This is a genomic window from Streptomyces stoeckheimensis (assembly GCF_045822005.1).
GTDB lineage: Bacteria > Actinomycetota > Actinomycetes > Streptomycetales > Streptomycetaceae > Streptomyces > Streptomyces stoeckheimensis.
Genome location: NZ_CP169550.1, coordinates 1,301,298 through 1,326,255, shown reverse-complemented (window position 1 = coordinate 1,326,255; position 24,958 = coordinate 1,301,298). Strand labels below are relative to the sequence as shown.

Genomic DNA, 24,958 nt, shown 5'->3' with positions numbered 1-24,958 from the left:
TCGGCCGGTTTTCGGCTATCGGGAGAAAAGCCTTGGACCCTGCGGGCGCCCGTGCGGGACACTCCGCTTTCTGGCCAGACGGTCCGAGAAGGCAGGGTTGGGATGGGATCGCCCGAATCGCACGGAAGTTCACCGAACACACACCCACCGCGCAGGAGTCCCGTGCTCCTCGCGCTTCGTTACTACGGGCGGGAGTTGGTCCGCCTGCGCCGGCTGACGGCGCCCGCGATGCTGCTCCCGGCGCTGGGCAACATCGGCATCCACTACATCGCACCACTGGTCGTCGCGAAGCTCGTCGGCCGGATCGCGGGCGGGGAAGAGGGCACGGGAGCCACCGAGGGAGCCCTCGGCTGGGCGATGCCCTACGTCCTCGGCTTCGCCGGGGTCCTGCTGCTCTCGGAAGCGTTCTGGCGCATCGGGCTGCACTGCCTGAACCGCCTCGACGCCCGCGGGATCGAGCAGCTCTACGTCACCGGCATGGACGAACTGTTCGCCAAGGACGCGGCGTTCTTCCACGACAACTTCGCCGGATCCCTCACGAAGCGGGTTCTGAGCTTCGCCTCCCGCTTCGAGGAGTTCGTCGACACGCTGACGTTCTCGGTCATGGGCAGCTTCGTGCCCCTGCTGTTCGCCTCGGTGGTGCTGTGGCAGTACGACCCGCTGCTCGTCGTCGGGCTCCTGGTGATGATCACGATCACGGGGCTGTGCGTGGCGCCCCTGATCCGTCGCCGCCAAGTGCTCGTCGCCCGGCGGGAGGAGGCGATCGCCCGGGTGTCCGGCCACGTGGCGGACAGCCTGATGAACATGGACACGGTCCGGGCCTTCGCCGCCGAATCGCGTGAGGCCGCCGAACACCGCACCCGGGTCGCGGAGTCGAGGAAGCTCACCCTGCGCTCGTGGGACTACGGCAACCTGCGCATCGACACCCTGGTCGCGCCCCTGTCCGTGGCGACCAACGTGCTGGGACTGATGCTCGCCATCGTGCTCGGCGGAGGAGCGCACGGGGTGGAAGCGGTCATCGTCGCCTTCACCTACTACGCCAGCGCGACGCGGATCATGTTCGAGTTCAACCAGATCTACCGCCGCCTGGAGAGCTCCATGACGGAGGCCGCGCAGTTCACCGAGCTGCTGCTGACACCGCCGACCGTGCTCGACCCGGTGGAGCCCGAACCGCTGCGGCGTCCGCCGACCGCCGATGTCCGCTTCGATCGGGTGAGCTTCGGCCACGAGGGCGGGAAGCCGCTCTTCGAGGGTCTGGAGCTGGTCGTGCCCGCGGGGTCCAAGCTCGGCCTCGTCGGCCGGTCCGGCGGGGGCAAGACCACGCTCACCCGGCTGCTGCTGCGGATGACGGACATCGACGCGGGCCGGATCCTGATCGGCGGGCAGGACATCAGCCGGCTGAGCCAGGCCGACCTGCGGAGCCTGATCGCCTACGTCCCCCAGGACCCGGCGATGTTCCACCGCACGCTGCGCGACAACATCGCCTTCGCCCGCCCGGACGCCACCGAGGCGGAGATCCGCCGCGCGGCCGAGGCGGCGCACGTCACGGAGTTCGCCGACGGGCTCGCGGACGGCTTCGACACCATGGTGGGCGAGCGCGGGGTGAAGCTGTCCGGCGGGCAGCGCCAGCGGGTCGCCCTCGCCCGGGCGATCCTGCGCGACGCGCCGATCCTGCTCCTCGACGAGGCGACCAGCGCCCTGGACTCCGAGAGCGAGATCCTGGTCCAGGACGCACTGTGGCGGCTGATGGCCGGGCGGACGGCGCTCGTGGTCGCGCACCGGCTGAGCACGGTCGCCACCATGGACCAGCTCGTCGTCCTGGACCGCGGGCGGATCGTCGAGCAGGGCACGCACCACCAACTGCTCGACGCGGACGGCGCCTACGCGAAGCTGTGGCAGCACCAGTCGGGCGGCTTCATCGACGACACCGCCGAACGGGCCGACCTGCACTGAGGGAGGGACGGGAGGGGGCCGTCGTACCGGCGGTGGTACGACGGCCCCCGGGGTCAGAACTCCGCCGCCAGGGCGAGCTGTCGCTCGCGGTCCTGTCTGAGCAGCTGCGGGATGGCGCCGCTCGGCGCCACGCCCAGTTCCGCGGAGAGCAGCTCCTGATAGCCGCGGTAGCGGCGGTGCGCGTCGGCCACCTCGCCGACGAACAGGCACGACTGCACGGCGATCCGCCGGGGTGCCTCCCGCAGCGGGTCGGCCTGGGTCGCGGCGTCGGCCAGTTCGAGCACCGCGGCGTGCTGTCGACGCTGGAGGAACCGCTCGGCGAGGCGCTCCAGGGTCTGGACGCGCTGGACCTTCCACTTCTCCTGGAACGGTACGAGCCAGTCGTCGTCCCAGTCGTTCAGCAGTGGGTGGCGCAGTACGCTCCACGCCTGCGGCAGCCGGTCCTCGCCCGCCATCGCCGGCGCCGTCGCCGCCCCGACCGCACCGGTCTCCGCCGCGATCAGCCGCGCCGCCGCCCGGTAGTCCACCTCGACGTGATCGGCGAGGGCGACGGTGGTGTGCGAGACCCTCAACAGTCCCCCGTCCGTGGCTTGATTCAGCCGCCACAAGGTCTGGCGCAACCGGGCACCCGCCCGGTCGGGCGGGGCATCGGGCCACAGTCGGGCCGCCAGTTCACCGCGCCGGAGCGGGCGGTCGCCGAGCACCAGGGCGGCGACGAGCCGTTGCTGGATGTCGCTGAGATCGGTGACCCGCTGGTCGATGCGGCAGACGAAGCCTGGCAACAGCGATATGTGCACGATGCCTAAGCCGGTGGGGTTCATCGCACCTCTCGGGTCGTCCGACGGGCCGCCGGCCGCCGGGTGGGCGCTCCATTGATCCCGATTTCCACGTTCGCTTCACATGAGCTTCACAACGGCTGTGGTATGAGCGTGGGGCAAGGTCTGGAGATCGTCAACACCCGTGCGCGGCGCGTTCCAGCCGTCCCGATGCGCTGTCGGAAGACGCTCGCCCGCGTTGCGTATGTCCCCTTCGTCGCTCCCGCACAACCCACATTCGTGGGGTTGTTTCAGGGGTCCGCCGCGCGCAGTCTCGGTTGCGTCCCCGATCGAACGCGACAGCGAAAGGTGGAAGCATGACCTTCAACGCCCTGGAGTCCCTGCGTGCGGCCGGCGTCATCGGAGGCACGATGGCGCCCGCCCTCGAAGAGTTCTACGCCAGCCTGACTCCCGAGGAGACCAAGGTCCTCATCTCGACGAAGACCCGCCTCGCGGCGATCCTGCCCGACGTGGTGGCGCACTCCCAGGACTGGACCTCCCCGGAGGCCACGAAGGAGGGCTTCGACGCCGCGATGCTCTGTGCCTGCGGCCTCTGGTCGGGATCGGGCCAGGCCGAGAACTGACCGTTCCACAGGCGGGGTCCGGCGGCCGTTTCGCGTCGGGCCGCGCCTGTGTCAGCCCAGAGAGGAGGCGGGATGCGCGGAAACCTGGTTCGGAACCTGTCGTTGTTCGAGGTGCCCAACGACCTGACGTACTTCGTGCACGGTGAGGACCACCTCGTGGTCAACCCGGAGGTGGCCGCCCGGTGCGTCCTCTCCGGACGTGAGTTTCACATTCTCGAAACCCTGGCGGCCGCCCGGGCCCGGGGCGAGCAGCCGGGGCTGGAGCAGAACGACGCGACGGAACGCGTCCTCGCCAAGCTCATCCTGAACTGGATCGTGTACTTCAACGGCAACAAGCCCAAGGTCAGGCTGGGCGAACCGCCCCTGGGCGTCGCGTACTACGCCATCACCGACGGCTGCAACCTCCGCTGTCCCTACTGTTACGCCTCCTCCGAGAAGTGCCTTCCTGGCGAGCTCGACACCGCCGAATCCCTGGACCTGGTCTCGCAGATCGCCGACTTCGGCGCCGGGACCATCATCTTCACCGGCGGCGAGCCGATGCTCCGCAAGGACCTGTTCCAGATCGTCGAGCACGCGAAGAACAGCGGCCTGAAGGTCAACATCATCACCAACGCGACGATGATCCGGACCGAGGCGAAGGCCAAGCGGTTCGCCGAGCTCTTCGACGCGGTCACCGTGAGCCTCGACGGAGGGACGGCCGAGACCCACGACCGCACCCGCGGCAAGGGCGCGTTCGCCAAGACCCACCGGGCGATCCAGCTCCTCAACGAGGCCGGGGTGGCGCCGGCCATCAACCACATCGTCACCTCGGACAACGTCCACGAGCTGGAGGACTTCGCCTCCTTCCTCGACGGGATCGAGATCCACAGCGTCCGCCTGATGAACCACAACGACCTCGGCCGCGGCGTGGGCGACGACTACGACTTCGGCTGGCAGGACCACCTGAAGGTGCAGCAGCTCGTCTGGACCTCGCCGGTCGCCGGCAAGCTCAAGCCGGACGGGCCGAGGCCCGTCACCGCGTGCTCGGTCAAGGGCAACTGCGGCATGGGCGGCAACGAGATCTACGTCAACTCCCTCGGTGACGTCTACCCGTGCAAACTCATCACGGGCAAGGGGGAGTTCGCCGGAAACATCAGGAAGCAGCGGCTGTCGGAGATCTTCGCCGGCCCGATCCTGACCTCGATGCGCAAGAGCACCGTGTACGGCGGGGAGTTCCACGCCGACTGCGAGAAGTGCTACATCAAGGCGAACTGCGGCGGCGGCTGCCGGGCCGCGCACATGTCGGAGTCCGGGGACCTGCGGCGCAACAGCCGCCACCTGTGCCGGATCCTGCGGCACGGCGTCACCACGCAGCTGTGGCAGGAGACCGGCGTGACGCGCGCCGAACTCGCCCTGGGCGGCGAGGAGATGACCGTCCCGCGGCTGGTCGCCACCGGAGAGGTGCACGAGGCCCACGAGCAGTGGAAGACCTACGTCCGTCCGCCGGCGCCCGTGCCCGCGATCAAGGTGGGCGAACTGATTCCGATCATGCCGGTGAACAGGAGGCTGGGAGATGTCCCTGCACATCAGTGACGCGGTGATCTGGCAGGAGAGCGGGGACGGCATCTCGCTCTACCACAGCGAGTCCGGCGACTTCCGCACCCTGAACGCGACGGCCGCCCAGATCTGGGCGCTCGTGGACAGCGACGGGGACCGGGAGACGGTCATCAGGAACCTGTCCCTGCTCTTCGCCGGGCACAATCCCGTGATGACGGCCCGCATCCGCGCCGAAGTGGACGCCTTCATCAGCTCCATGATCGAAGCCGACCTCATCGAGGAGTCGGACCCCGGAACGCGGGCCACACGGAGCGAGCCGGCCGCGCGGTCATGACCAAGGCCGTCGTCCTCGGCGGGGGCTTCGCGGGCGTGCTGGTGGCCCAGGTGCTCTCCCGGCACGTCGACGAGGTCACCGTCGTCGAGGGCGGCCGGTACCCGGCCGGCCCGGGCGTCCGCCCGGGGCTCCCGCAGGCCTTCCACAGCCACGTGCTGGTGACCGCCGGCGCCCAGGCGCTGGACACGCTGCTCCCGGGAACGCTGGAGGCGCTCCTCGCCCGTGGAGCGCACCGCCGGGGCCTGCCGGACGGCGCGCTGATCCTGAGCGCGGACGGCTGGTTCCGCCGCCACGAGACCGGGGCCTTCATGGTCTCGTGCAGCCGCTGGCTGATGGACCACGTCATCCGGCAGCGGGCCCTGGCCGACGGGGCGGTCACCGTACGGGAGCGCACCCGGGTCCTGGGGCTCGTGGGGGACGCATCGCGCGTGACCGGTGTCCGGGTCGCGGGCGAGGGCGACTCCGGCGAGTGCGGCTCCGCCGAGACCCTCCGCGCCGACCTCGTGGTGGACGCGACGGGCCGGCGCTCGCGGGCCGGGCGATGGCTGACCGCGATCGGCGGACCCGCTGTGGAGGAGGAGGTGGTCGACCCGGGGCTGGCGTACTCCACCAGGATCTACCGGGCGCCCCCCGGCCTCGCCGCCGACCTCCCGGCGATCATGGTGCACCCGCGGCCTTCGAGCGGCCGTCCGGGGTACGGAGCCACGCTGTTCCCCATCGAGGGCGGACGGTGGATCTTCACCCTGACCGGGACGCGCGCCGCCAGACCGCCGGTGGACGAGCCGGGATTCACGGACGGCGCGCGCTCGCTGCGCTCGCCGATCGCGGCCGAGCTGCTGGCAGCGGCCGAACCCCTGGGCGGCGTGCGGCCGTTCCGCGCCACCGCGAACCGCCGGAGGTACTTCGAGCGGCTGCCCCTGCCCGACGGGTTCCTGGTCATCGGCGACGCGCTGACGGCGGTGAACCCCGTGTACTCGCACGGGATGTCCGTCGCGCTGCTCGGCGCCGTGCGACTGGACCGGGAGCTGGCGGAGCGCGGCGCCCGGCCCTCGGTGCTGCCCGCGGTCCAGGCGGCGGTGGCGGACGTGGCGGCCGAGTCCTGGAGGATGGCGACCGAACAGGACCGGGTACGGGCCCGCGCGGAGGACTCCGCATCCGCCGAGGACTCCGGATCCACCGAGGGCTCCGGCTCAAGCCCCGGATCCGCCGAGGGCTCCGGCTCCGCAGCCGGGCAGCGGATGCGGGCCCGGGTGTCCCAAGCCGTGCTCAGCAGCCCGGTGTTGATGACCCGGCTGTTCCGCGCCCAGACGCTGGTCCCTTCCGGGGCGGCTCTCCCGGGGCCCTCCGCCGGCCGCTCCGCGGCCCCTCCGCTCGACACCGACGAGGCGGTCGCGCAGTTCCCCGGGCTCCGCGACTGGTGGTTCTCGGAGCGCGGCCCCCACCAGCCCACCCCGGGAAGGGAATCGTGACCACCGAAGCCGTACCGCTGATCCCGCACTCCGTCCTGTTCGGCAACCCGTCCTACCTCGTGCCCGAGATCTCGCCGGACGGGACCCGTCTCGTCTACCTGGCCCCGGACGACGGCGTGCTGAACGTCTGGACGGCGCCCGTGGACCGGCCCGAGGAGGCGAGGCCCGTCACGCACGACCGGGGCCGCGGCATCCGGACGTACGGCCTGTGCCACGACGACCGGACCCTCTTCTACCTCCGCGACCGGGACGGCGACGAGAGCTGGCGGGTCCACCTCGTCGACCTGGTCACCGGCCGGGAGCGCTGCGCCACGCCCTTCGACGGCGTCCAGGCGCGGGTGCTGGCGCACAACCGGTGGCATCCGACGACCCTGCTGATCGGGCTGAACAAGGACCGGCCGGGGCTGCACGACGTCTACGCCCTCGATCTGGAGACGGACCGGCTCACCAAGGTCGCGGACAATCCCGGGTACGTGAGCTGGATCGTCGACACCGACCTGCGGGTGCGCGGCGGCACGGTGATGAAGCCCGACGGCGGCCTGTCCGTGTTCCTCGACCCGGAGGAGGGGCCGGGTGCTCCGGGCGGCCCGGACGGCGCCCCGCCCTGGCTCGACGTGCCCTACGAGGACGCCGTCGGGACGCGCGTCGTCGGCTTCTCGCGCGACGGCGCCACCTGCCACCTCCTGTCCTCCATCGGGGCCAACGCCGGCCGCCTGTTCGCCGTCGACCTCGCGACCGGGCGGCGGACGCTGCTCGCCGAGGATCCGGTGTACGACGTCAAGCAGGTCGAGTTCGACCCGGTGACCCGCCGGCCCCAAGCCGTGCTGTTCGCGAAGGACCGCGACGAATGGGTCTTCCTCGACGAGGAGTTCGGCAAGGACCTCGGGCGGATCCGCGGGGAGCTCACGCTCCTGTCGGTCGACGGCGAGGTGTACGTGGACCGCACCGACCGCGGCGACCGGCTGTGGACGGTCTCCGTGGTGACCGGAGCCGGTCCCGTCCTCTACTACGTCTACGACCGGCCGGCCGGCGCGCTCCGCTACCTCTTCAGCCACCAGCGGGAGCTGGAGGCGTACACGCTGGCCAGGATGGAACCCTTCGCCTTCGCCGCGCGCGACGGGGTCACCGTCCACGGCTACGTCACCTGGCCGCCCGGCGCCGAACGGGCGGGCCTGCCCGCGGTGGTGAACGTCCACGGCGGGCCCTGGGCCCGTCACACCTTCGCGTTCGACGAAGAGGCGCAGCTCCTGGCCAATCGCGGCTACGCCTGCATCCAGGTCAACTTCCGCGGTTCGACGGGATACGGCAAGCGGTTCCGCAACCTGGGTGCCAAGCAATGGGGCGCCGCGATGCAGACCGACCTGCTCGACGCGGTCGACCACCTCGTCGAGGGCGGCGGGATCGACCCCGCGCGCGTCGCGATCATGGGCTGCTCGTACGGGGGGTACGCGGCGCTGGTCGGCGCGGCGTTCACCCCGGAGGCGTTCACGTGCGCGATAGACCTCTGCGGTCCGTCGAACCTGCTGACGCTGCTGGCGGCCGGGGCGCCCTACCGCACCGCGCTGCGCTCGTTCATGCACGCCCAGGTGGGGGACCCGGAGACGGACCGCGCCATGCTGTGGGAACGCTCTCCGCTGTCGCGGGTCGACGCGATCCGCATCCCCGTCCTGGTCGTCCAGGGCGCCAACGACGTCCGCGTGCCGCAGGCGGAGGCCGAGCAGATCGTCGCGGCACTGGCGGCCAAGGAACTTCCGCACGAGTACCTGCTGTTCCCGGACGAGGGCCACGGCCTGTCCCGGCCCGCGAACCGGCAGGCCTACTACGCCGCGGTCGAGCGGTTCCTCGCGGAGCACATGGGCTGATTTCGCCTCAGGACAGGGCCGCCCGCACCAGGTTGGGCAGGTGCAGGCGGGTCTCCGCCTCCTCGTGCGCGGCGCGGACGAACCCGCCGCCCGTCAGCGCACCCAGTCCGTCCACCACCCGGGGCAACGGCCGGTCCAGGACTTCGGCGGCCTCGCAGACGGTCAACGCCTTGTCGAAACCGGCCAGTTCCCCGAGGAGCGTGCGGGGGCCGGGGTCCAGCCGCTCGACCCCGGTCCGGATGGGGCAGCCGATCGTCCCGGGAACACCGGCGGGCCGGGTGGCCGCCGGGAGTTCGAGCAGCTGGGCCGGGGGCATGTCCGCGAGCCGGTGCAGGCTCAGTACCCCGCACCCCGCGGCGGCCGCTTCCAGCGCGGCCGGCAGGCCGTCCAGGGTCCGGCACAGCCGGACCGCGGCCCCCGCGTCCGCCCGGCCGAGTACGAATCCCGGCCGGATCTCCGAGAGCCGGTCCACGAGCAGCCGCACCGACGGGACGGCGGCCAGGACGTCCAGTGACCCCGCTGCCTCCCAGTCCGGCCCCGGGACGGTCAGCGGCGCGAGCACCGTCCCCTGGATGCCGGCCACGTTCCACGGCGCGCGTGACGTACTGATCACCCGGATGCCCGGACAGTACGCCAACAGCTCCTCCACGCCGACCGGCTCCCGGGCGTCGGCGACCCCGTCGAGCACGACCAGCACCTCGTGCCGGCCGATGAGCCGGCAGACCGCGGACACGTCCTGCGCACCCGACTCGACGAGCAGGCGCAAGGACCGCAGCAAGGGCCCGAAGGCCGTGCCGAGACCGTCGGGGGCCGCCGTCCCGGACCCGATCCACAGCACGGGCCAGCCGCGCCGGGAACTCAGCCGTGCCGCCGTCTCCGCGGCCACCCGCGACTTCCCCACGCCCGCCAGCCCCGAGAGGGAGATCATCCGGCGGTGGTCCGACTCCAGGGCGCCCACCATCGCCCGGACCTCGACGTCCCGCCCGATGAGGGCGTTGACGGACCTGGGCACCGCGAGGCAGGGACCGGCTCCGGCCGGAGCCGGCCCCCCGCTGCCCAGGCCCGCGCTGACGAAGAGCTCCCGCGCCAGGCCCTCCAGCCCCAACGCGTCGGCGAGCAGCCGGACGGTCTGCATCCGCGCGTTCACCCGGCCCGACTCCAGGGCCCGGATCGTCCGCGGGCTGATCGTCGACAGGTCGGCCAGCGTCCGCTGGGTGAGCCCGGCCTGCACGCGCTTGAAGCGGAGCAGTTCGGGAAACGACGGAGCCTGGGCCTCGGCACGGTGGACCATAGGCCAGGAGGGTAGGAGGGGCCCGTTCCGTACGCGTCTCCGCGGCGTCCCCGGCACGTCTGCGCTCCGTCTCCGTCGGCCGTCAGACCACCTTCGAACCGGGGTGCGAACCCCGGTCCAGCAGATCCAGCGAGAGGGTCAGCAGCGAGACGGCCAAGGGGTCGGACGCGTCCATGACCGCGTGCTGGGACAGCCGGGCCAGCAGCTCTCCCATGCGCGGCGCCGCGTCCGCGGCCTGCTCGCTGCGGCGCAGCAGCGCGAGGCTCAGGGCGGCCTGCGTGGCGAGCAGCCCCAGCAGCTCGATGTCGTCGAGTTCCCGGCCCGGGGCGTTCGCGTCGTGGGCGTGGCGGTCCAGCACCTCGATCACGCCGATGCACTCCCCGTCCGCGATGAGCGGGGCGGCCATGATGCTCGCCGGTACGTACCCGGTGGAGGCCGCGGCGTCGCGGGCGAACCGGTCGGTCGCGCCCACGTCGTCCGTGATCAGCGGCTGCCCGCTGGCCGCCACCCAGCCGGCGATGCCGGTGCCGGGCTCGAACCGCCTGCCGACCAGGCCCTGTTCGCCCTCGCCGGCCACCGCCGCGAAGATCAGCTCACCGGTGTCGGGGCTCACCATGAAGACCGAGGACGCGGCGGCCCCGTAGATGTAGCGGGCCACCGTGACGACAGACTGCAGGAGCTGACGTTCGGTGGCCATCAGATCGTGTGGCCAGGGTTTCATTCTTCTCCGCCTCCTTCTCCTCGGACCGAAACGTCGGGGATCGATACGTTCGCCGCGCAGTGGTACAGGACGCTCTTGAGCTGGAACGGCGTGAGCCACGGGTGCTTGCTCAGGACGAGGGCGGCGATCCCTGCCATGTGCGGCGCCGCGAAGCTGTTGCCGGTGTTGCGGACCGTGCCGCCGCCCAGGCTCGCCACCGGTACGCGCACCCCCCGGGCCCGGAACTCGACCGGGGGAGCGGCGTTGTAGTAGAAGCGCATGCCGTCCGGCTCGGCATGGCTGGCGACGGAGATCACCGAGGCGAAGTTCCAAGGGAAGCTCTCGATGGGCAGATTGTGCGCGGCCGCCACGACCGCGGTGCGGCGGAAGTAGGCCCGATCGCACAACTCGCCCAGCCGGTCGCGGAATTCGACCCTGGTCGTCGACAGGCTCATGCTGATGACGTCGAACCCCTCCTCGATCGCGAAGGCGAGCCCGGCGATCAGCGCGGAGGCGCTCCCGGCCCGTCCGTCGCCGAGCACCTTGAGCGAACTGAGCGACACCCGGGGCGCGATGGAGCGGATGATCCCCGCGCAGGCGGTCCCGTGCCCGGCGCTGTCGAGCGGCTCGCACTCCTCCACGCGCGGAGCCCGGCCCTCGGCGCTCACCACCTGCCAGGCCCGCTCGACCGTGCCGACCAGCGGGTGCCCGGCCTGGACACCGCTGTCGAGCACGCAGACCCGTACGCCCTCGCCGTCGGCGCCCTCCCACGCCCAGCGGGGGCCGATCCCCTCGAACAGGGCCGTCGGCAGGGGCTCGCCGGGGTCCCCGCCGGCCGGCATGCTCCACGCGGGCATCCCCGACGCGTGCGGCCGCCGCTCGCGCCGCCAGGGCGCGCCGCTCAGATCCATGCCCGTACCGCCTCCAGCGGTTTCACCGCGCCGACGGCCGCATAGCTGTCGGCGGCCAGCCCGGCCATCGTGCGGGCCTCGGCCCCCTCGCCCAGGCACCGGTGGGCCCGGGCCAGGTCGAAGCAGACCTCGCCCCGCAGGCACGGGTCGTCGAGGTTCCGGAGCAGCCTCAGCACCTCGGCGCGCATCGGCTCGGCGCGTCCCTGCGCAGCGGCGCCCAGCACGGCGGCCGACAGGCACAGGATCCGCCCCCGGACGTCCATCTCCTCGCGCCGCGCGAGCAGCTCCGCGATCCGGCGGGCCGCCTCGTCCGCCCGGTCCCGGCGTGCGCACTCGCGGGCCGCCTGCACCCGCATGGTCAGCGCGACCGGCACGTAGCCGGCCTGTTCGAGAGCGTCCGCCGCGCGGCCGAAGCGCCGCTCCGCCTCCGCGTGCTCACCGTCCAGCGACGCGGCCAGCGCGGCCACCTGGTCCACCAGGACCCGCCCCAGGGTCAGCCGGAGCTGTACGACGACGGACTCGGCCTCGGTCAGCGCCGAACGCGCACCGCTCCGGTCGCCGGTCAGCGCCAGGCAGCGCGCGCGGGCGGCCAGCGCGGGCAGGGCCAGGAACCGGTCGGCGGCGAACCTCTCCAGCAGCTCCGCGCATCCCGCGAGCTTCTGCGCCATCGGACTCGGCGACCACTGCCGGATCTCGCACAGCGCCACCAGCAGCCGGTCCTCCTCGTACGCGTCGCCGACTCCGCGGGCATGGTCGAGCGCGGCGCAGGCCGCCTCCTCGGCCGCCCCGAACCGGCCGCGGTCCAAGTGGATCAGCATCAGCAGCTGCTCGAACCGGCACCGGGCGGACCGGTCGGGCTCCTCGCCGTCGAGTCCGTCGAGTCCCTCGAGCGCGGCCCGCAGCCCCTCCACGTCGGCCGCCGTGACCTTGCCGAGCCGGGCGGCCAGCAGGTGCCGCTGCACCCGTACCAGGGCGGGAGGCGACGTGGCGCGCCACGGGCCCTCCTCCACCACCTCCAGCGCACCCGGGGTGTCCCCGGACAGCATGAGGGCGTCGCTCAGCCGGACGGCCGCGACCGACCGGCACCGGTCCGGCCCGCCCCGCGCCAGGACGAGCGCCCGTCCGAGCAGTCCGATCGCCGTCGGCACGTCACGTTGCCGCAACGCCACGGTGCCCTCGCCGAGCAGGGCCCCGGCCGCCTGCCGCGCCAACTCCGGCAGCTCCGCATCGTCCGGGCGCAGCCCTCCGAGGAGCCGGGTGGCGGCTTCGAGGTGGAAGCCGGGACTGAAACCGTGCTCGGCCAGCCGCCGGTGCCAGGAGACGCGCTGCTCCTTCTCCAGCCTCCCGTACGCCACTTCGTGCACCGGCTGCTGGACGAAGCGGTAGCCCCCCTCTTCCTCCGTGGCCCGGAACAGGCGCCGTCCGGCGAGCTCCGCGACCGCCGCCTCCGGAGCGGGCTCGCCCAGCAGCGCGAGCTGCTCCACGGTGAACGAGGGCCCGATCACCGAAGCCGCGCCCAGCAGCCGCCGGGCCGGCGCGGGCAGCCGGTCGATCATCGCCCCCACCATGGCCGTGATGCTCGGCGGCACCTCGTCGACGGTCCGGCCGTTCCTCAGCCAGTCCATCATCAGCCGGATGTACAGCGGGTTGCCCGCGCTGTAGAGGGCGACCCGGTCGACCTGTTCGGCCAGGTCGAGCCCGTGCATTTCCACCTCGTCGCCGCTCCCGCGCCCGGCCAGTGAGAACGCCAGCCGCGCGCTGTCAGCCGGGACCAGCGCCCCGACCTCGATCACGTCCGCCTCCTGCGACGCGTCCCGTCCCGCCAGTTCCGGTCTGGACACGCACACCATCAGGAGCGGGAGGTCCCGCAGGCCGTCCATCAGCTCGCCGATGAGCCGCAGGAGCGACTGCCCGGCCCACGCGAGGTTGTCCCACACCACGACGAGCGGGTCGCCGGCCGCGGCGGTGAGGAGCTCCCGGGTCGCCCAGGACACCTCCTCCACGCCCGGGCCCGGGACGGCACCGGCCCGCCGGGGGAGCGAGGCGTCGCGCAGCGCCGCGAGCACTCCGGCGATCCGCTCGTCCGCCCGCAGCAACTCCGCGCAGGACGGCGCCCGCCGGGTCAGCGCGTCCAGCATTTCGACGAGCGCCCCGTAGTTCCCGGCCGTTCCGTAGGACTGGCAGCTGCCGAACACCGCGACGGGCCTCGCCCCGGCCGCGACGAGGTCGTCCACGGCCTCCCGGACCAGCCGGGTCTTGCCGATGCCGGGTGGTCCGAGCACCGTCACCAGTTCCGCGCGCCGCTCCCGGGCCACCCGGTGGTAGACCCGGCGCAGCCGGTGGCGTTCGGCGCCGCGGTCCACCATGAGGGAGTCCTCGCCGGCCCCGCCGTCGACCGCCTCACCGGTGACCAGCAGCACGGGCACCGGTTCGGCCTTGCCCTTCAGGACCACCGGGGGCATCGGGACCATCGCGTAGTGCGGACGGGCCAGGTGCGCCACGGTCTCGTTCACGATGATCTCCCCGGCGACCGCCAGCGACTGGAGCCGTGCGGCGAGGTTGACCACGTCGCCGACGACCCGGATGCCGGCCCGGGCCGAACGCGTCACCAGCGCCTCACCGGCCGCGATCCCGCAATGGACCTCGACCGGGGCGGCGTCGGTGGCGGGCGTGCGCAGGTCACGGACCTCGGCGCGGATCCGCATCGCCGTGCGCAGCGCCCGCGGAGCGTCGTCCTCCTGGGAGGTGTCGGCTCCGAAGACCGCCATGACTGCGTCGCCGATGAACTTCTCGACGACCCCGCCGTGTTCCTCCACCGCCGCCGAGCAGATCTCGTAGTACTCGTCGAGCAGCCGTTGCAGCGGCTCCGGGTCCACGCGCTCGGCGAGCCGGGTCCACCCGACCAGATCGAGGAAGAGAACGACCACCAGTCTCCGGCTCATGCGCGCTCAGAGCAGCTTCAGGTCGTGCGCCCACACCTCGGCATCCGCACCGGAATCCGCCTCGACCAGCCGCAGCTGCACCGATACGACGACCGACGTCTCCTCCTCGGTCAGGCCCGCCAGCACCTCGCGCTGCGCGGTGCTCAACTGGTCGACCGGAAGCCCGGCCTCGCGCAGAGCGGTCAGAGGGTCGAACACGTCACCCACCCCTTTCACGGGGCCGCACGGCGGCGGCCAGACATCGATCGGCAGGAGCCGGTGGACATAGCAGTAGGCCACCAGCTCAGCCCTGTTCCTGCAGTTGAACCGGTCGAGCAGGACGCTGATCTCCTCGCCCACCGTGTGCCTGCTCAGGCGCAGCGCACGGGCCACGCGGTCGGTCGTATGACCCCGCGCCACCAGGGCCACCAGCACCAGGCCCCGGCTGGAGATCTCGGCACCCCGTATCGCCGTACCCCGTATCGCCGTCACCGGCGAGAGCTCCACGACGCTCTCCTCACGACGCTCTCCTCACGACGCTCTCCCTCAGGACGTACTGCGTACGAACAACTCGCGGACCATGACGGCGGCCATGAACGAGACGCCGTGCCAGCGCGCCTTGCGTTCGAACCAGAGCCAGTCCCCGTCCGGGTTGGCCTCCAGGAACACCGCCTCCCCGGTGTCGGACACGAGCAGGTCGAACGCCCCGTAGCGCAGGTTCCAGGCGGTGCACAGGGTGCGCACCGCCTCGGCCGCGGGGGGCGGGCAGTCGACGCGTGTCACGGTGACGCTGTCGGGATCCGTCATGGGGCTCGACGGATCGGGCTTGCGGACCTCGAAGGCGCAGATCCCGCCGTCGAGGTGGTAGACGCGCAGCTCGCGTGCGTGCGGCACGTACTCCTGGACCACGACCGGGCGCTCTCCCGCGACGCCCGGGGCCGGTCCGGGGCCCTGTTCCACCGCCTCCAGGCCCACGACCGAGGGCAGGGCGGCCTTCCAGTTGCGCCGGTCCGGCTCGAACAGCCGGAAGTCCGGAGTCTTGACCACGAGGGTCGGCGCCCCGACCTCCCGCGCCCCCGCCGGCACGTCATTGGTGACGACCGTACGGGGCGTGCGCACGCCCAGCCGGCGCGCCTGCGCCAGCTGGCCCGGCCCGACGACCGTGCCGCCGGGCAGTGCGGCGTCCGCCGTGGCCGCCACCTGACGGAGGAACCCGGACCAGGACTCGGCCCGCAGCGGATTCATCGAACCGGCGGGCCTCGCCTGCGCCATCAGCGCACAGGCCGAACCGTGCCGTACCCACACCACGGCCGGTCTGACCCGGCGCCCGGACACGTCCAGCAGACCGGAGTCCACGTCCAGAGCCAGGGGCGTGGACATGAGTTCGTCCTGCCGGATCAATATCGCCGGAGTTTCCAGAGGGCCCGTCAAAGCATCGCGAACGACCTCCAATTCACGACCGCCCGCGCAATTCACCAGAACCACAACGGATTGGCCGTCACGGTCTTCCGCCTGTCCTGAACGGCTCATCTGCGCATGCTAGCCAACGGGGACGGCGCGGGAGGCGGCAGAACGGAGGCAGCTTCAAGGCAACTTGGGCAGCGGCCGCTTCCGTGCCGTCCCGCGGGCGTAACGTCCAGCCGCAGCAACTCGACCGGCCAAGCCGGAGAACACCGTCCGGAGAGCACCGTCCGGAGAAACACCAAGAGGAACATCGATCACATTCTGGAGGGCGGACCGTGGCGAATGGTGTGGTGAACGCCGAGGAACTGACCAAGCGTTATCGCGGGAAAGAGACGCCGGCAGTCGACCGAATTTCATTCGACATCGCCAAAGGCGAGACCATCGGGCTGCTGGGACCCAACGGTGCCGGAAAGACCACCCTGATGAAGATGATCTGCGGCGTCACCCCGCCCACCACCGGGCGGATCCGGGTGTTCGGCGTGGACCCGGCCCGCGACCCGGTCGCCGCCAAGACCGGCATCGGCGCGATGCACCAGTCCGCCCCCTATGACGAGATGCTCTCGGCCCTGGACAACCTGCTGATCGCCACCCGCTTCAAGGGACTGTCCTGGCGCACCACCCGCCCCTGGGCGATGGAGGTGGCCGAGTACCTCGGCCTGGCCGACCACCTGTCCCGGCTCGTCTTCCAGCTCTCCGGCGGGCAGCGTCAGCGGCTGCAGCTCGTACGGGCCCTGCTGACCATCCCCGAACTCCTCATCCTCGACGAGCCCTCGGCCGGGCTGGACGTGGCCGGCCGGCACCAGATCGAGCGCTTCGTCCGGTGGCTGCGCGAGGAGTACGGCATGACCGTGATCTGGACCAGCCACATCATCCAGGAACTGGAGCGCAACGCCCAGCGGGTCCTGGTCATCAACCAGGGCAAGGTGGTCCGGTTCGCCCAACCGAGCGAGCTCGTCAAGGAGTTCGGGGGAGCGCACCTGCTGGTCAGCGTCGACGACGCGGTCGGCGCCAAGGTCGTCAAGGAATGGGCGGCCGCGGCCGGACTGGCCGCGACGGTCCAGGACGCCGAGGTGCGCATCGAGAACGCGCAGGTCCGGGACGTGCTGCCGCAACTGTCCCGGCACTGCCACGACTCCGGAGTCGCGATCTCCGGAATCTCCACCGTCACCGACTCGCTGGAGCAGGTCTTCCTGCGCATGACCGGGAACGAGGGCTGACACCGTGGCCGACCTGGGATTCAAGACCACCGCACCGGTCGCGTCGGGCAAGCCGGCGGACTTCACCGCCGTGTTCTACCGCGAGTACGCGCTCCTCGCCCGCAACAGGGTCAACCTCATCCTCGGTCTGACCCCCATGCTCGTGTACCTGCTCCTGGTGAACACCTCGCTGGGCAACGTCGTCGGGAACATCACCTACCGCGGCGAAACCCTCCCCTTCGCCGTCTTCCTCCTCCCCATGGTGCTGGCCATGTCGGTGGTCAGCGCCTCCGGGACGACGGGCATGGCGATGTTCCAGGAGGAGATGAGCGGGGTGTCGACCCAGCTCTGGAGCTGGCCGCTGCGCCGGTCGCGCTTCCTGGCCGGCAAGCTGCTGGCCGGGGTCTCGCTCGTGCTGGCCCAGAGCCTGCTGGCCCTGGCCGTCGCCGCGATCATCTTCGACTACCCGTTCCACGCGTCCCACTGGATCTGGCTGCTGCTGGCCCTGGTGCTCTCGTCGGTGGCCTTCAACGGGCTGTACCTCGCGGCGGCCGTCCTCATCAGCGACTACCGCACCTTCATGGTGCTCACCAGCGTGTCGGTGCCCGTCCTCGTCTTCGCCGCGCCGTCGCTGTCCACCTCCCAGCAGCTCCCCACGGTGCTGCGGTGGATCTCGACCGTGAACCCGGTGTCGTACGCCGTCACGGGGATGCGCGACGCCGCGATCTTCGGCCTGGGCAAGGCCTGGCCCTCCCTGGTGGTGCTCGCCGTCGTCGCGATCGTCGCCAACTTCGTCGCCGGCCGGGCGCTGTTGCGGCGCACCCGGAACCTCTGACCCGCAGGAGCTCCCCACCGTGCAGACCGATGACGCACCCCTGGCCTGGCTCGCCACACCGGCGGACCGCTCCGTACACCGCCTGCCGGGCACGCACCGGGCCCAACCACCCAAGGCCACTTGGGACATGGCGACCCGCGCGGCCGCGAAGGTCGGCGTCACCCGGGTCGCCGACATCACCCGGCTCGACTCCATCGGCATCCCGACCTACCAGGCGATCCGGCCTCTCTCCAGAACGCTCGCCGTCTCCCAGGGCAAGGGGATGACACCCGAACTGGCCAGGCTCTCGGCGGTGATGGAATCGGTCGAGACCTGGCACGTGGAACAGCCGGCCCTGCCCGCGCTGACCGCCACGCCCCGCAAGCTCCGTACACAACTGGGCTACGAGGTGGGCGCATTGGCGCCCTCCGCGCCGAGCCTGCTGCACGACGGGCTGCCGCTGGACTGGGTGGCGGCCCGATCCCTGGTCGACGGAGCGCGCACCCTCGTTCCCGTGAACGTGGTCCGGCTGACGCTGGAGGAGCACACCGACTGGAACCCGCCGGTGTTCTTCGAGTCGACGAACGGCCTGGCCAGCGGGAACACCCGCATCGAAGCCGCTCTGCACGCCCTCTGCGAGGTCATCGAGCGCGACGCGATGACGGCCGCGGTCACCGGGGGCGGGGAGATGGGCGTACGCGTCGACCCGCGCTCCCTCGGGTCGCCGGTGGCCGACGAGCTGTGCACGCTGATCGAACGGGCCGACGTCACCCTGGAGGTCCGCCTCGTTCCGTCGCCCACCGGCCTGCCGTGCTTCCTGTCCTGGGTGGCGAGCGAGGAGTACCCGGCGCCGATGTTCGGCTTCGGCTGCCACCTCAGCCCGGAGATCGCCCTCACCCGTGCCGTCTCCGAAGCGGCACAGGCCAGGCTCGCGTACATCTCGGGGGCCCGGGACGACCTCCGGGACGACTTCGGTCAGGTGGACGCCGGCCGGCTGCGGAGCGCGCGGTCCGGCCCGGCGGCCGCCGACATCAAGGGCCTCGTGGAGGAGCCCGTCCCGCACGACAGTCTGGCCGGCGCCCTCGCGCACGTGGTGCGCCGGGCGGCCGCCGCCTTCTCCCATCCGCCCCTCCTCGTCGACCTGACGCGCGAGGAGATCGGGGTCCCGGTCGTCAAGGTCGTGGCTCCGGGGAGCCGCGTATGCCCGGAGGTGCTGTAGTGAATGGGCACAGTGTGAGTGGGCGCAGTGTGAATGGGCACAGCGTGAACGCGCACAGCCTGAACGGGTCCAGGGTGATCGTCTACGCGGGGCCGACCCTCTCGGCCGCCGACGTCCACGCGGTGCTCCCGGAGGCGGAGGTGCGCCCGCCCGCAGGGCGGGGCGACCTCCTCGCCGACCAGTGGCACCCGGGAGACGTGGTCGTGGTCGTCGACGGCTACTTCCGGGAACGGCGCTCCGTCGGCCACAAGGAGATCCTCCAGGTGCTCACCGAGGGCGCGGAGGTGATCGGCGCCGCGAGCATGGGCGCGCTGCGGGCCGCGGAGCTCGCCCCGTGCGGCATGCGGGGCCTCGGCACCGTCTTCACCATGTACGCCTCCGGCGAGATCGACGGGGACGACGAGGTGGGGGTCCTGCACGGCCCGGCCGAGATGGGGTACCCGGCGCAGACCGTGGCCCTGGTGAACCTCCGCTACGGCTGTAAGGAGGGCGCCGAGACCGAGCTGATCGCGCCCGACGCCGGACGGCGGATCGTGGCGGCGGCCGCGGCGCTTCCCTTCACCCACCGCGGCTGGAAGGACGTCGAGCGGGCGCTGGACGAGGAGGACCACGAATCCCTGGGGACGCTGGAGGAGATGATCGCCTCGGGCGTGTGGGACCTCAAACGGCTCGACGCGATGGCGGCGCTGCGCGCGATCGCGAGCCGGGGCGCGGTGACCCCCGGTCCGGTCGCGCCCGAAGTGCCCTTCACCGGCATCAGCCGGACCCAGGCCCTGGTCCGCCGGACCCGCCGGGAGCACGCTCCCGGCCGGTGGATGTCGGACCTCGACGTACTGGACGCCGCCCGGCTGTTCGACGAGGGCTACCCCGCGCTGCACGAGGAGGTGCTGACCGGTCTGCTGGAGGAGCTCGCCGGGGCCCGGGGCATGACGCTCGAAGCGTACGCACGGGCCAAGCTCGGGCTCGACGGCCGTTCGCAGCTACCGGACTCCCTCGCCCGCTGGTTCACGGAGGAGGAGCGGGACGGGCTCCCCGCCGCCGACCGGATCCGGCTCCTCATGGTGCGGGTGTGGCCCGTATGGCAGTCGGTGGACTGGCGGCCGGCGGTCCTGGCGCGCCTGCGGGAATCCGAGCGCTGGGAGGAGTGGTGCGCTCTCGTCGTCCGGGCCGACGAGGCTGCCGAGGAGACCAGGCCCAGGCTGGTGGTCCCGCCGCCGCCGATGTGCGCGAAGCTCTTCCTGCGCCACTGGCAGGGGCGCGGCACCTCACCGGACGTCGAAATGGCCCGCCGCGGGTTCTCCGGCCCCGACGGGCTGGGCGGGGCGGTCACGAGGTTCTTCGCCCTCGACGTCCTGCGCGGCCGTGAGCGTCGCAACGCCGGGGTCCGTTGACCGTGGGCGGGCCGGGGCGGTGAGGCGTCTAGGATGGGAACGTGAGTACGAATGAAGGTGAAGTGCGGCCCGCTCCGAGTCCCGAGCTGACCGGGGCGGAGCTGGCCCGCTGGTACTGGACGCTGGCCGAACTCACCGCGCTGGCGCGCCGGATGGGCCTTCCCGTCGGAGGCGGGAAGGCGGCGGTCACGGCGCGGATCGCCGCCGCGCTGGACGGGCTTCCGGCCCCGGTACAGGCTCCGGCCGGCTCCCGGCCCGCCCGCGGTGCGGGCCGGCAGCTGGCCGCGCCCGTGGACGGGACCAGCGTGATCCCGCCGGGGCAGCGGTGCAGCCAGGTACTGCGGGAGTACTTCGTCCGGGAGATCGGGCCCGGCTTCCACTTCGACGCCTTCATGCGGGATTACGTCGCCCAGGGCGCGGGACGCACCCTCGCCGAGGCGGTCGCCCACTGGCACGCCACCCGGGCTCAGGCGGCTCAACCCCGGGAGATCGGTGCCCAGTTCGAGCTGAACCGGTTCCTCCGGGACTGGCACGCCCGCCACCCCGAGGGCACCCGCCCGCAGGCCCTGGCCGCCTGGCGGGCCCACCGCTCCAGCCCCCGGGAGGGCGCCGTCAGCCCCGGGCCGCAGTGAGCGCCGGCTCCGCGGGGTCGGGCTCCGCGGGCTCCGGCAGCCGCCGGGCCAGGGCCCAGGCCAGCAGCGGGAGCACGGCCAGCGGGAGCAGGGCCGTCCGCAGGGAGGCCGCGTCGGCCGCCGCGCCGATCAGGGGGCTCGCGAGACCGCCCACGCTGACGGTCAGGCCCAGGGTGACCCCGCTCGCCGTGCCCATGCGGGTCGGCAGGTAGTCCTGGCCAAGGGTGACCTGGAGGGAGAACGGCACGTACAGTGCGGTGGCGGCCAGCGCCGAGCAGACGTACACCAGCGGCAGCGGCAGGAAGAGGATGCCCGCGACGGCCGGCACCACGGCCGCGTAGGCACGGTGGACGGTGGTGACACGGCCCCAGCGGGCGGCCAGCCGGCCGCCGAGGAGGGTGCCGCCGGCGCTCCCGGCGAAGAGGGCGAACAGGGCGACGGCGCCGGCGGTTTCGCCGCCGCCGCGCTCGCGGACGTACAGCGCGATGAAGGTGCTCAGGCCGGTGAAGACGACCGAGCGCACGACGACCACCAGAGAGAGCCGCAGGAAGGCCCGCCAGTCGTCGCGGGGGCGCCGGGACGCGGCCGGAGCCGGACCTGAGGCCGCCCCGTCCGCAGCCGAACGCTTCGCGGACGGCGGCCTGTTCAGGAACACGCCCAGCGCCGCCGGGGCGGCCAGCAGCCACCACCCCGCCGGCCCCGGCAGCGCCAGCGCGCCGACCACCAGCAGCGGGGCGCACGCGAAGCCGATGTTGCCGCCGAGCGCGAACCAGCTCATCGCGCCGTGCCCGGGGCCTCCCACCGTACGGACCAGCCGGGCCGCCGCCGGGTGGTACGCGGCGACGCCCAGCCCGGACAGGGCGACGGCGGCGAGGGTGGCCGCGTACCCCGCGTCGAGTCCGACCAGGGCCACGCCCAGCCCCGCGGCGGCCGTGGCCAGCGGGATCAGCCAGGGCATCGGCCACCGGTCGGTGAGCGCACCGAACAGCGGCTGGACCACGGAGGAGAGCAGCGAGGCGGCCAGCACGATGCCGGACGCGGCGGCGTAGCCGTACGAGCGCTCGGAGACAAGGAAGGGCACGAGCGCGGCGACGGCGCCCTGGTAGACGTCCACGCAGGAGTGGCCCGCGGAGAAGGCGGCCGTACGGAGCCGGGAGGGCAGGGGCAGGGGCGGTCTCATGGAGGTCACCGGTCGAGAATCGCTCTCGCCGGGGGCGTCCCGCTTCCGATAAATTGCCGGGTGATGCAGAAAATCCGCCACACCCCGCGCGCAGCGACGAGCATCCGCGAGCTCGACACCCACCACGGCATCGATCCGCACCGCCACGACGACCACCAGATCTGTTACGCCGGTTCCGGCGTGCTGTCCGTCACCACCGACGCCGGCACCTGGGTGGCGCCCACCACCCGCGCCCTGTGGATCCCCGCCGGGACCGTGCACGAGCATCGGGCCTTCGGCCGTGTCGACCTGCACTGCGTGGGCCTGCCCACGCACCTCAACCCGCTCTCGCTCTCCGCCCCGGCCGTGCTCGCCGTCGGCCCCCTGCTGCGCGAGCTGATCCTGGCCTATACCCGGGCCCCGCAGGACGGCAGTGCCGAGCGGCGCCGGATGCTGGCGGTGCTGCTCGACCAGCTGCGGGCCTCGCCGCTCCAGCCGCTGCACCTGCCCGCTCCCTCCGATCCCCGGCTGGCCGCGGTGTGCGCGCTGCTGTACGCCGATCCCGCCGATGCGCGCGGACTGGCGGAACTCTCCGCGCAGGCCGGGGCCGGGGCGGGGGAGCGGACCCTGAGCCGGCTGTTCCGCGCCGAGCTGGGCATGACCTTCCCCCAGTGGCGGACCCAGCTGCGGCTGCACCACGCGCTGCGGCTGCTGGCGGTGGACACCCCCGTGACCGCGGTCGCGCACCGCTGCGGCTGGTCCTCGGCGAGCGCGTTCATCGACGTGTTCCGGCGTGCCTTCGGGCACACCCCGGGCGCGCACGCCAAGGAGGGCTGACCGGCTCGTCTGGCCGTCCGCGCCACACCGGGTCAGCATGGAGGCAGGGAACCGGTTCGGGGTAGGGCGATCGGGAGGAACCCATGGCGCACACCCCGATGACCGACGTACTGATCGTGGGCGCCGGTCCGGTCGGCCTCAGCGCGGCGGCGGAACTGCGCCGGCACGGCGCGAGCTGCCGCCTCGTCGACCGGTTGCCGGCCCGGCTGCCGTACGCGAAGGCGGTGGGCATCCAGCCGCGCACGCTGGAGATCTGGGACCGGATGGGCCTGGCCCGCACCGTCATCGAGACCGCCGTGCCCCTGCGCGGTCAGCTGATCTACGTCAACGGCACCGAACAGGCCCGGATCGAGCTCATGCTTCCTCCTGAAGTGCCCTACCGGTTCGCCGCGTTGCCGCAGTACGAGACCGAGCGGATCCTCGAGGAGCACCTCGCGGCGCTGGGCACCGTCATCGAACGCGGCACCGAACTGCTGTCGTTCACCCAGGACGGGGACGGGGCCGCAAGGGGCGGCGGGTCCGCCGGGGGCGTCACCAGCCTCCTGCGCACCCCGTCCGGCGGCGAGGAGGAGCTGCGCACCCGCTACCTCATCGGCTGCGACGGAGCGCACAGCACCGTGCGCAAGGGGCTGGGACTCTCCTACGAGGGCGGGGCCTTCGCCGAGGAGTACATGCTGGCCGACGTCGTGAGCGACTGGGACCTGCCCGAGGGGTACGGCCTGCGGTCCATGCACCAGGGCGTCGACGGGTCCACGGACGACGTGCTGGTGTGCATCCCGCTCCCCGGCCGGGGCCGCTACCGCATGTCGATGCTGGTCCCGCCCGAACTCTCCGCACAGCCGGCCGGCGGACCGGCAGGGGGCTCGGCCGGGGGCCCCGGAGCGGGCGACGGCGTGCTGCACGGGCTGGAAGGGGGCCGGGTTCCCGAGCTCTCCCACATCCAGGCCGTCGTCGACCGGCTCGCCCCGGCCCCGGCCACGGTCTCCGGGATGCGCTGGTCCTCCGTGTTCCGCATCAGCCACCGCATCGTCGACCGGTACGGCGACGGGCGCGTCTTCGTCGCGGGCGACGCCGCCCACATCCACCCGCCCACCGGCGCCCAGGGCATGAACACCGGGATCCAGGACGCCTGCAACCTGGCCTGGAAGCTCGCACTCGCGCTCCGGGGAGCGGGCGGCCCCCACCTGCTCGCGAGCTACGACGCCGAGCGCCGCCCCGTCGGCGAGGAGGTCGTCGGCCGGACCGTGCGGCACGCGACCCAGGGCATCGACAAGGAGCCGGACGATCTGCGGACCGTGCTGCTCCGCGAGGCCCAACTGCTCGTCGGCTACCGCGACGGACCGCTCGCCGGCACGCCGTTCGGCCCGGAGGACGCACCGCAGCCCGGTGAACGGGCCCCGGACTGCAGCGGGTTGACCCTGCCCCTCGCCGCTTACCCCGCACGGCTGCTCGACGTCCTGCGCGGCCGGGCCGGCCACGTGGTGCTCCTGTACGGGGATGACGGCGCTGCCCTGGCCGAGGCCGCCGAGCAGGCCCGGGCCGCGGGCCCGGCGCTTGCGGAGGTCGCGGAGGAGGGGCGTGCGGAGGGCGGTGCGGAGGGTGGTTCCGCGGACGGCGCCACCGGCCCGCGCACCGTGGTCGTCCTCGCCCGTGAGGCCGCACTCGACGCGTCCGCCGGCCTCCCCGCCCCCGTCCCCGGATACCGGGACGCCGCCGGCGAGTTCGCCCGGCTGTACGGCGCCGACGGCCCGACCGGATTCCTCGTACGCCCGGACGGGTACCTCGGCGCCCGTTTCCCGCTGTCCGGCACGGCCGCAGCCCTGTCCGGTTACGTCGCCTTGCTGTCCACCCCGTAGGACACCCGCGCCCT

General features: G+C 72.7%; 21 protein-coding genes. 13 read left to right on the top strand and 8 right to left on the bottom strand.

The genetic code is table 11. The features are described from left to right. Positions 1–102 precede the first annotated feature (102 nt). Positions 103–1,953 (top strand): ABC transporter ATP-binding protein, encoded by a 1,851-nt coding sequence (locus tag ACE1OC_RS06225; RefSeq protein WP_407836113.1) that lies wholly within the window; start codon positions 103–105, stop codon positions 1,951–1,953. A 53-nt stretch (positions 1,954–2,006) separates the two neighbouring features. On the opposite strand, the gene ACE1OC_RS06220 is transcribed toward ACE1OC_RS06225, so the two are convergent. Beyond that, the gene (locus tag ACE1OC_RS06220; RefSeq protein WP_407836112.1) at positions 2,007–2,774 is read right to left on the bottom strand and encodes an AfsR/SARP family transcriptional regulator; all 768 of its coding nucleotides are present in this window, start codon (positions 2,772–2,774) and stop codon (positions 2,007–2,009) included. A 311-nt stretch (positions 2,775–3,085) separates the two neighbouring features. Here ACE1OC_RS06220 and ACE1OC_RS06215 point away from each other — a divergent pair, with 311 nt between their 5' ends. The 5 genes from ACE1OC_RS06215 to ACE1OC_RS06195 all read left to right on the top strand — a co-directional run bounded on the left by ACE1OC_RS06215 (position 3,086) and on the right by ACE1OC_RS06195 (position 8,553). Beyond that, the gene (locus ACE1OC_RS06215; RefSeq protein ID WP_250741964.1) at positions 3,086–3,352 is read left to right on the top strand and encodes a StsA-related sactipeptide RiPP; all 267 of its coding nucleotides are present in this window, start codon (positions 3,086–3,088) and stop codon (positions 3,350–3,352) included. A 72-nt stretch (positions 3,353–3,424) separates the two neighbouring features. Beyond that, positions 3,425–4,924, top strand: coding sequence for a StsB family radical SAM/SPASM domain sactipeptide maturase (stsB, locus tag ACE1OC_RS06210; protein WP_407836111.1), 1,500 nt, complete (start codon positions 3,425–3,427; stop codon positions 4,922–4,924). Next, positions 4,905–5,222, top strand: a complete 318-nt coding sequence (locus ACE1OC_RS06205; protein WP_407836110.1) for a PqqD family protein — start codon at positions 4,905–4,907, stop codon at positions 5,220–5,222. Before stsB ends, ACE1OC_RS06205 begins: the two co-directional genes overlap by 20 nt. Further along, on the top strand, positions 5,219–6,691 hold the full coding sequence (locus ACE1OC_RS06200) for an NAD(P)/FAD-dependent oxidoreductase (protein ID WP_407836109.1): 1,473 nt from the start codon (positions 5,219–5,221) through the stop codon (positions 6,689–6,691). The genes ACE1OC_RS06205 and ACE1OC_RS06200 overlap by 4 nt, the downstream gene beginning before the upstream one ends. Further along, positions 6,688–8,553 carry a S9 family peptidase gene (locus ACE1OC_RS06195; protein ID WP_407836108.1) on the top strand — a complete coding sequence of 622 codons (1,866 nt, stop codon included), beginning with the start codon at positions 6,688–6,690 and terminating at the stop codon, positions 8,551–8,553. Before ACE1OC_RS06200 ends, ACE1OC_RS06195 begins: the two co-directional genes overlap by 4 nt. 7 nt (positions 8,554–8,560) lie before the next feature. Here the strand turns inward: ACE1OC_RS06195 and ACE1OC_RS06190 are convergent, their stop codons facing one another. From ACE1OC_RS06190 to ACE1OC_RS06165, 6 genes are all read right to left on the bottom strand, one after another. Then, entirely contained in the window at positions 8,561–9,844 is a 1,284-nt protein-coding gene (locus ACE1OC_RS06190) for a helix-turn-helix domain-containing protein (RefSeq protein WP_407836107.1), read from the bottom strand. 82 nt (positions 9,845–9,926) lie between these two features. Continuing rightward, positions 9,927–10,565: a GAF domain-containing protein gene (locus tag ACE1OC_RS06185; RefSeq protein WP_274550538.1), complete on the bottom strand. Its 639-nt coding sequence runs from the start codon at positions 10,563–10,565 to the stop codon at positions 9,927–9,929. Beyond that, positions 10,562–11,455, bottom strand: coding sequence for a S8 family serine peptidase (locus ACE1OC_RS06180; RefSeq protein WP_407836106.1), 894 nt, complete (start codon positions 11,453–11,455; stop codon positions 10,562–10,564). Before ACE1OC_RS06180 ends, ACE1OC_RS06185 begins: the two co-directional genes overlap by 4 nt. Then, positions 11,446–14,397: an adenylate/guanylate cyclase domain-containing protein gene (locus ACE1OC_RS06175; protein WP_407836105.1), complete on the bottom strand. Its 2,952-nt coding sequence runs from the start codon at positions 14,395–14,397 to the stop codon at positions 11,446–11,448. The genes ACE1OC_RS06180 and ACE1OC_RS06175 overlap by 10 nt, the downstream gene beginning before the upstream one ends. 6 nt (positions 14,398–14,403) lie before the next feature. Next, positions 14,404–14,883: an aroma-sacti cluster domain-containing protein gene (locus ACE1OC_RS06170; RefSeq protein WP_382972823.1), complete on the bottom strand. Its 480-nt coding sequence runs from the start codon at positions 14,881–14,883 to the stop codon at positions 14,404–14,406. Between the two features lie 39 nt (positions 14,884–14,922). Next, complete coding sequence (locus tag ACE1OC_RS06165; protein WP_407836104.1) at positions 14,923–15,756, bottom strand: hypothetical protein; 834 nt, start codon at positions 15,754–15,756, stop codon at positions 14,923–14,925. A gap of 359 nt (positions 15,757–16,115) precedes the next feature. Between ACE1OC_RS06165 and ACE1OC_RS06160 the strand changes: the two genes are divergently transcribed. Genes ACE1OC_RS06160 through ACE1OC_RS06140 form a run of 5 tightly spaced genes read left to right on the top strand, consistent with a single transcriptional unit; the run spans position 16,116 to position 21,092 of the window. Then, positions 16,116–17,057: an ABC transporter ATP-binding protein gene (locus ACE1OC_RS06160; RefSeq protein ID WP_407836103.1), complete on the top strand. Its 942-nt coding sequence runs from the start codon at positions 16,116–16,118 to the stop codon at positions 17,055–17,057. A gap of 4 nt (positions 17,058–17,061) precedes the next feature. Beyond that, a complete protein-coding gene (locus tag ACE1OC_RS06155) occupies positions 17,062–17,871 on the top strand; it encodes an ABC transporter permease (protein WP_266962028.1) in 810 nt (269 codons plus the stop codon). Between the two features lie 19 nt (positions 17,872–17,890). After that, positions 17,891–19,069: a YcaO-like family protein gene (locus ACE1OC_RS06150; RefSeq protein WP_407836101.1), complete on the top strand. Its 1,179-nt coding sequence runs from the start codon at positions 17,891–17,893 to the stop codon at positions 19,067–19,069. A 44-nt stretch (positions 19,070–19,113) separates the two neighbouring features. After that, positions 19,114–20,460, top strand: a complete 1,347-nt coding sequence (locus tag ACE1OC_RS06145) for a TfuA-like protein (RefSeq protein ID WP_407836100.1) — start codon at positions 19,114–19,116, stop codon at positions 20,458–20,460. A 41-nt stretch (positions 20,461–20,501) separates the two neighbouring features. Continuing rightward, a complete protein-coding gene (locus ACE1OC_RS06140) occupies positions 20,502–21,092 on the top strand; it encodes a DUF6434 domain-containing protein (protein WP_407836099.1) in 591 nt (196 codons plus the stop codon). Here the strand turns inward: ACE1OC_RS06140 and ACE1OC_RS06135 are convergent. Beyond that, positions 21,073–22,272, bottom strand: a complete 1,200-nt coding sequence (locus tag ACE1OC_RS06135; RefSeq protein WP_407841488.1) for an MFS transporter — start codon at positions 22,270–22,272, stop codon at positions 21,073–21,075. The two genes, ACE1OC_RS06140 and ACE1OC_RS06135, sit on opposite strands and share 20 nt — an antisense overlap. 63 nt (positions 22,273–22,335) lie before the next feature. On the opposite strand from ACE1OC_RS06135, the gene ACE1OC_RS06130 reads away from it, so the two are divergent. Both ACE1OC_RS06130 and ACE1OC_RS06125 read left to right on the top strand, forming a co-directional pair. Beyond that, positions 22,336–23,088 carry an AraC family transcriptional regulator gene (locus ACE1OC_RS06130; protein ID WP_351372162.1) on the top strand — a complete coding sequence of 251 codons (753 nt, stop codon included), beginning with the start codon at positions 22,336–22,338 and terminating at the stop codon, positions 23,086–23,088. An 83-nt stretch (positions 23,089–23,171) separates the two neighbouring features. Continuing rightward, entirely contained in the window at positions 23,172–24,944 is a 1,773-nt protein-coding gene (locus ACE1OC_RS06125) for an FAD-dependent monooxygenase (RefSeq protein WP_407836098.1), read from the top strand. Positions 24,945–24,958 lie beyond the last annotated feature (14 nt).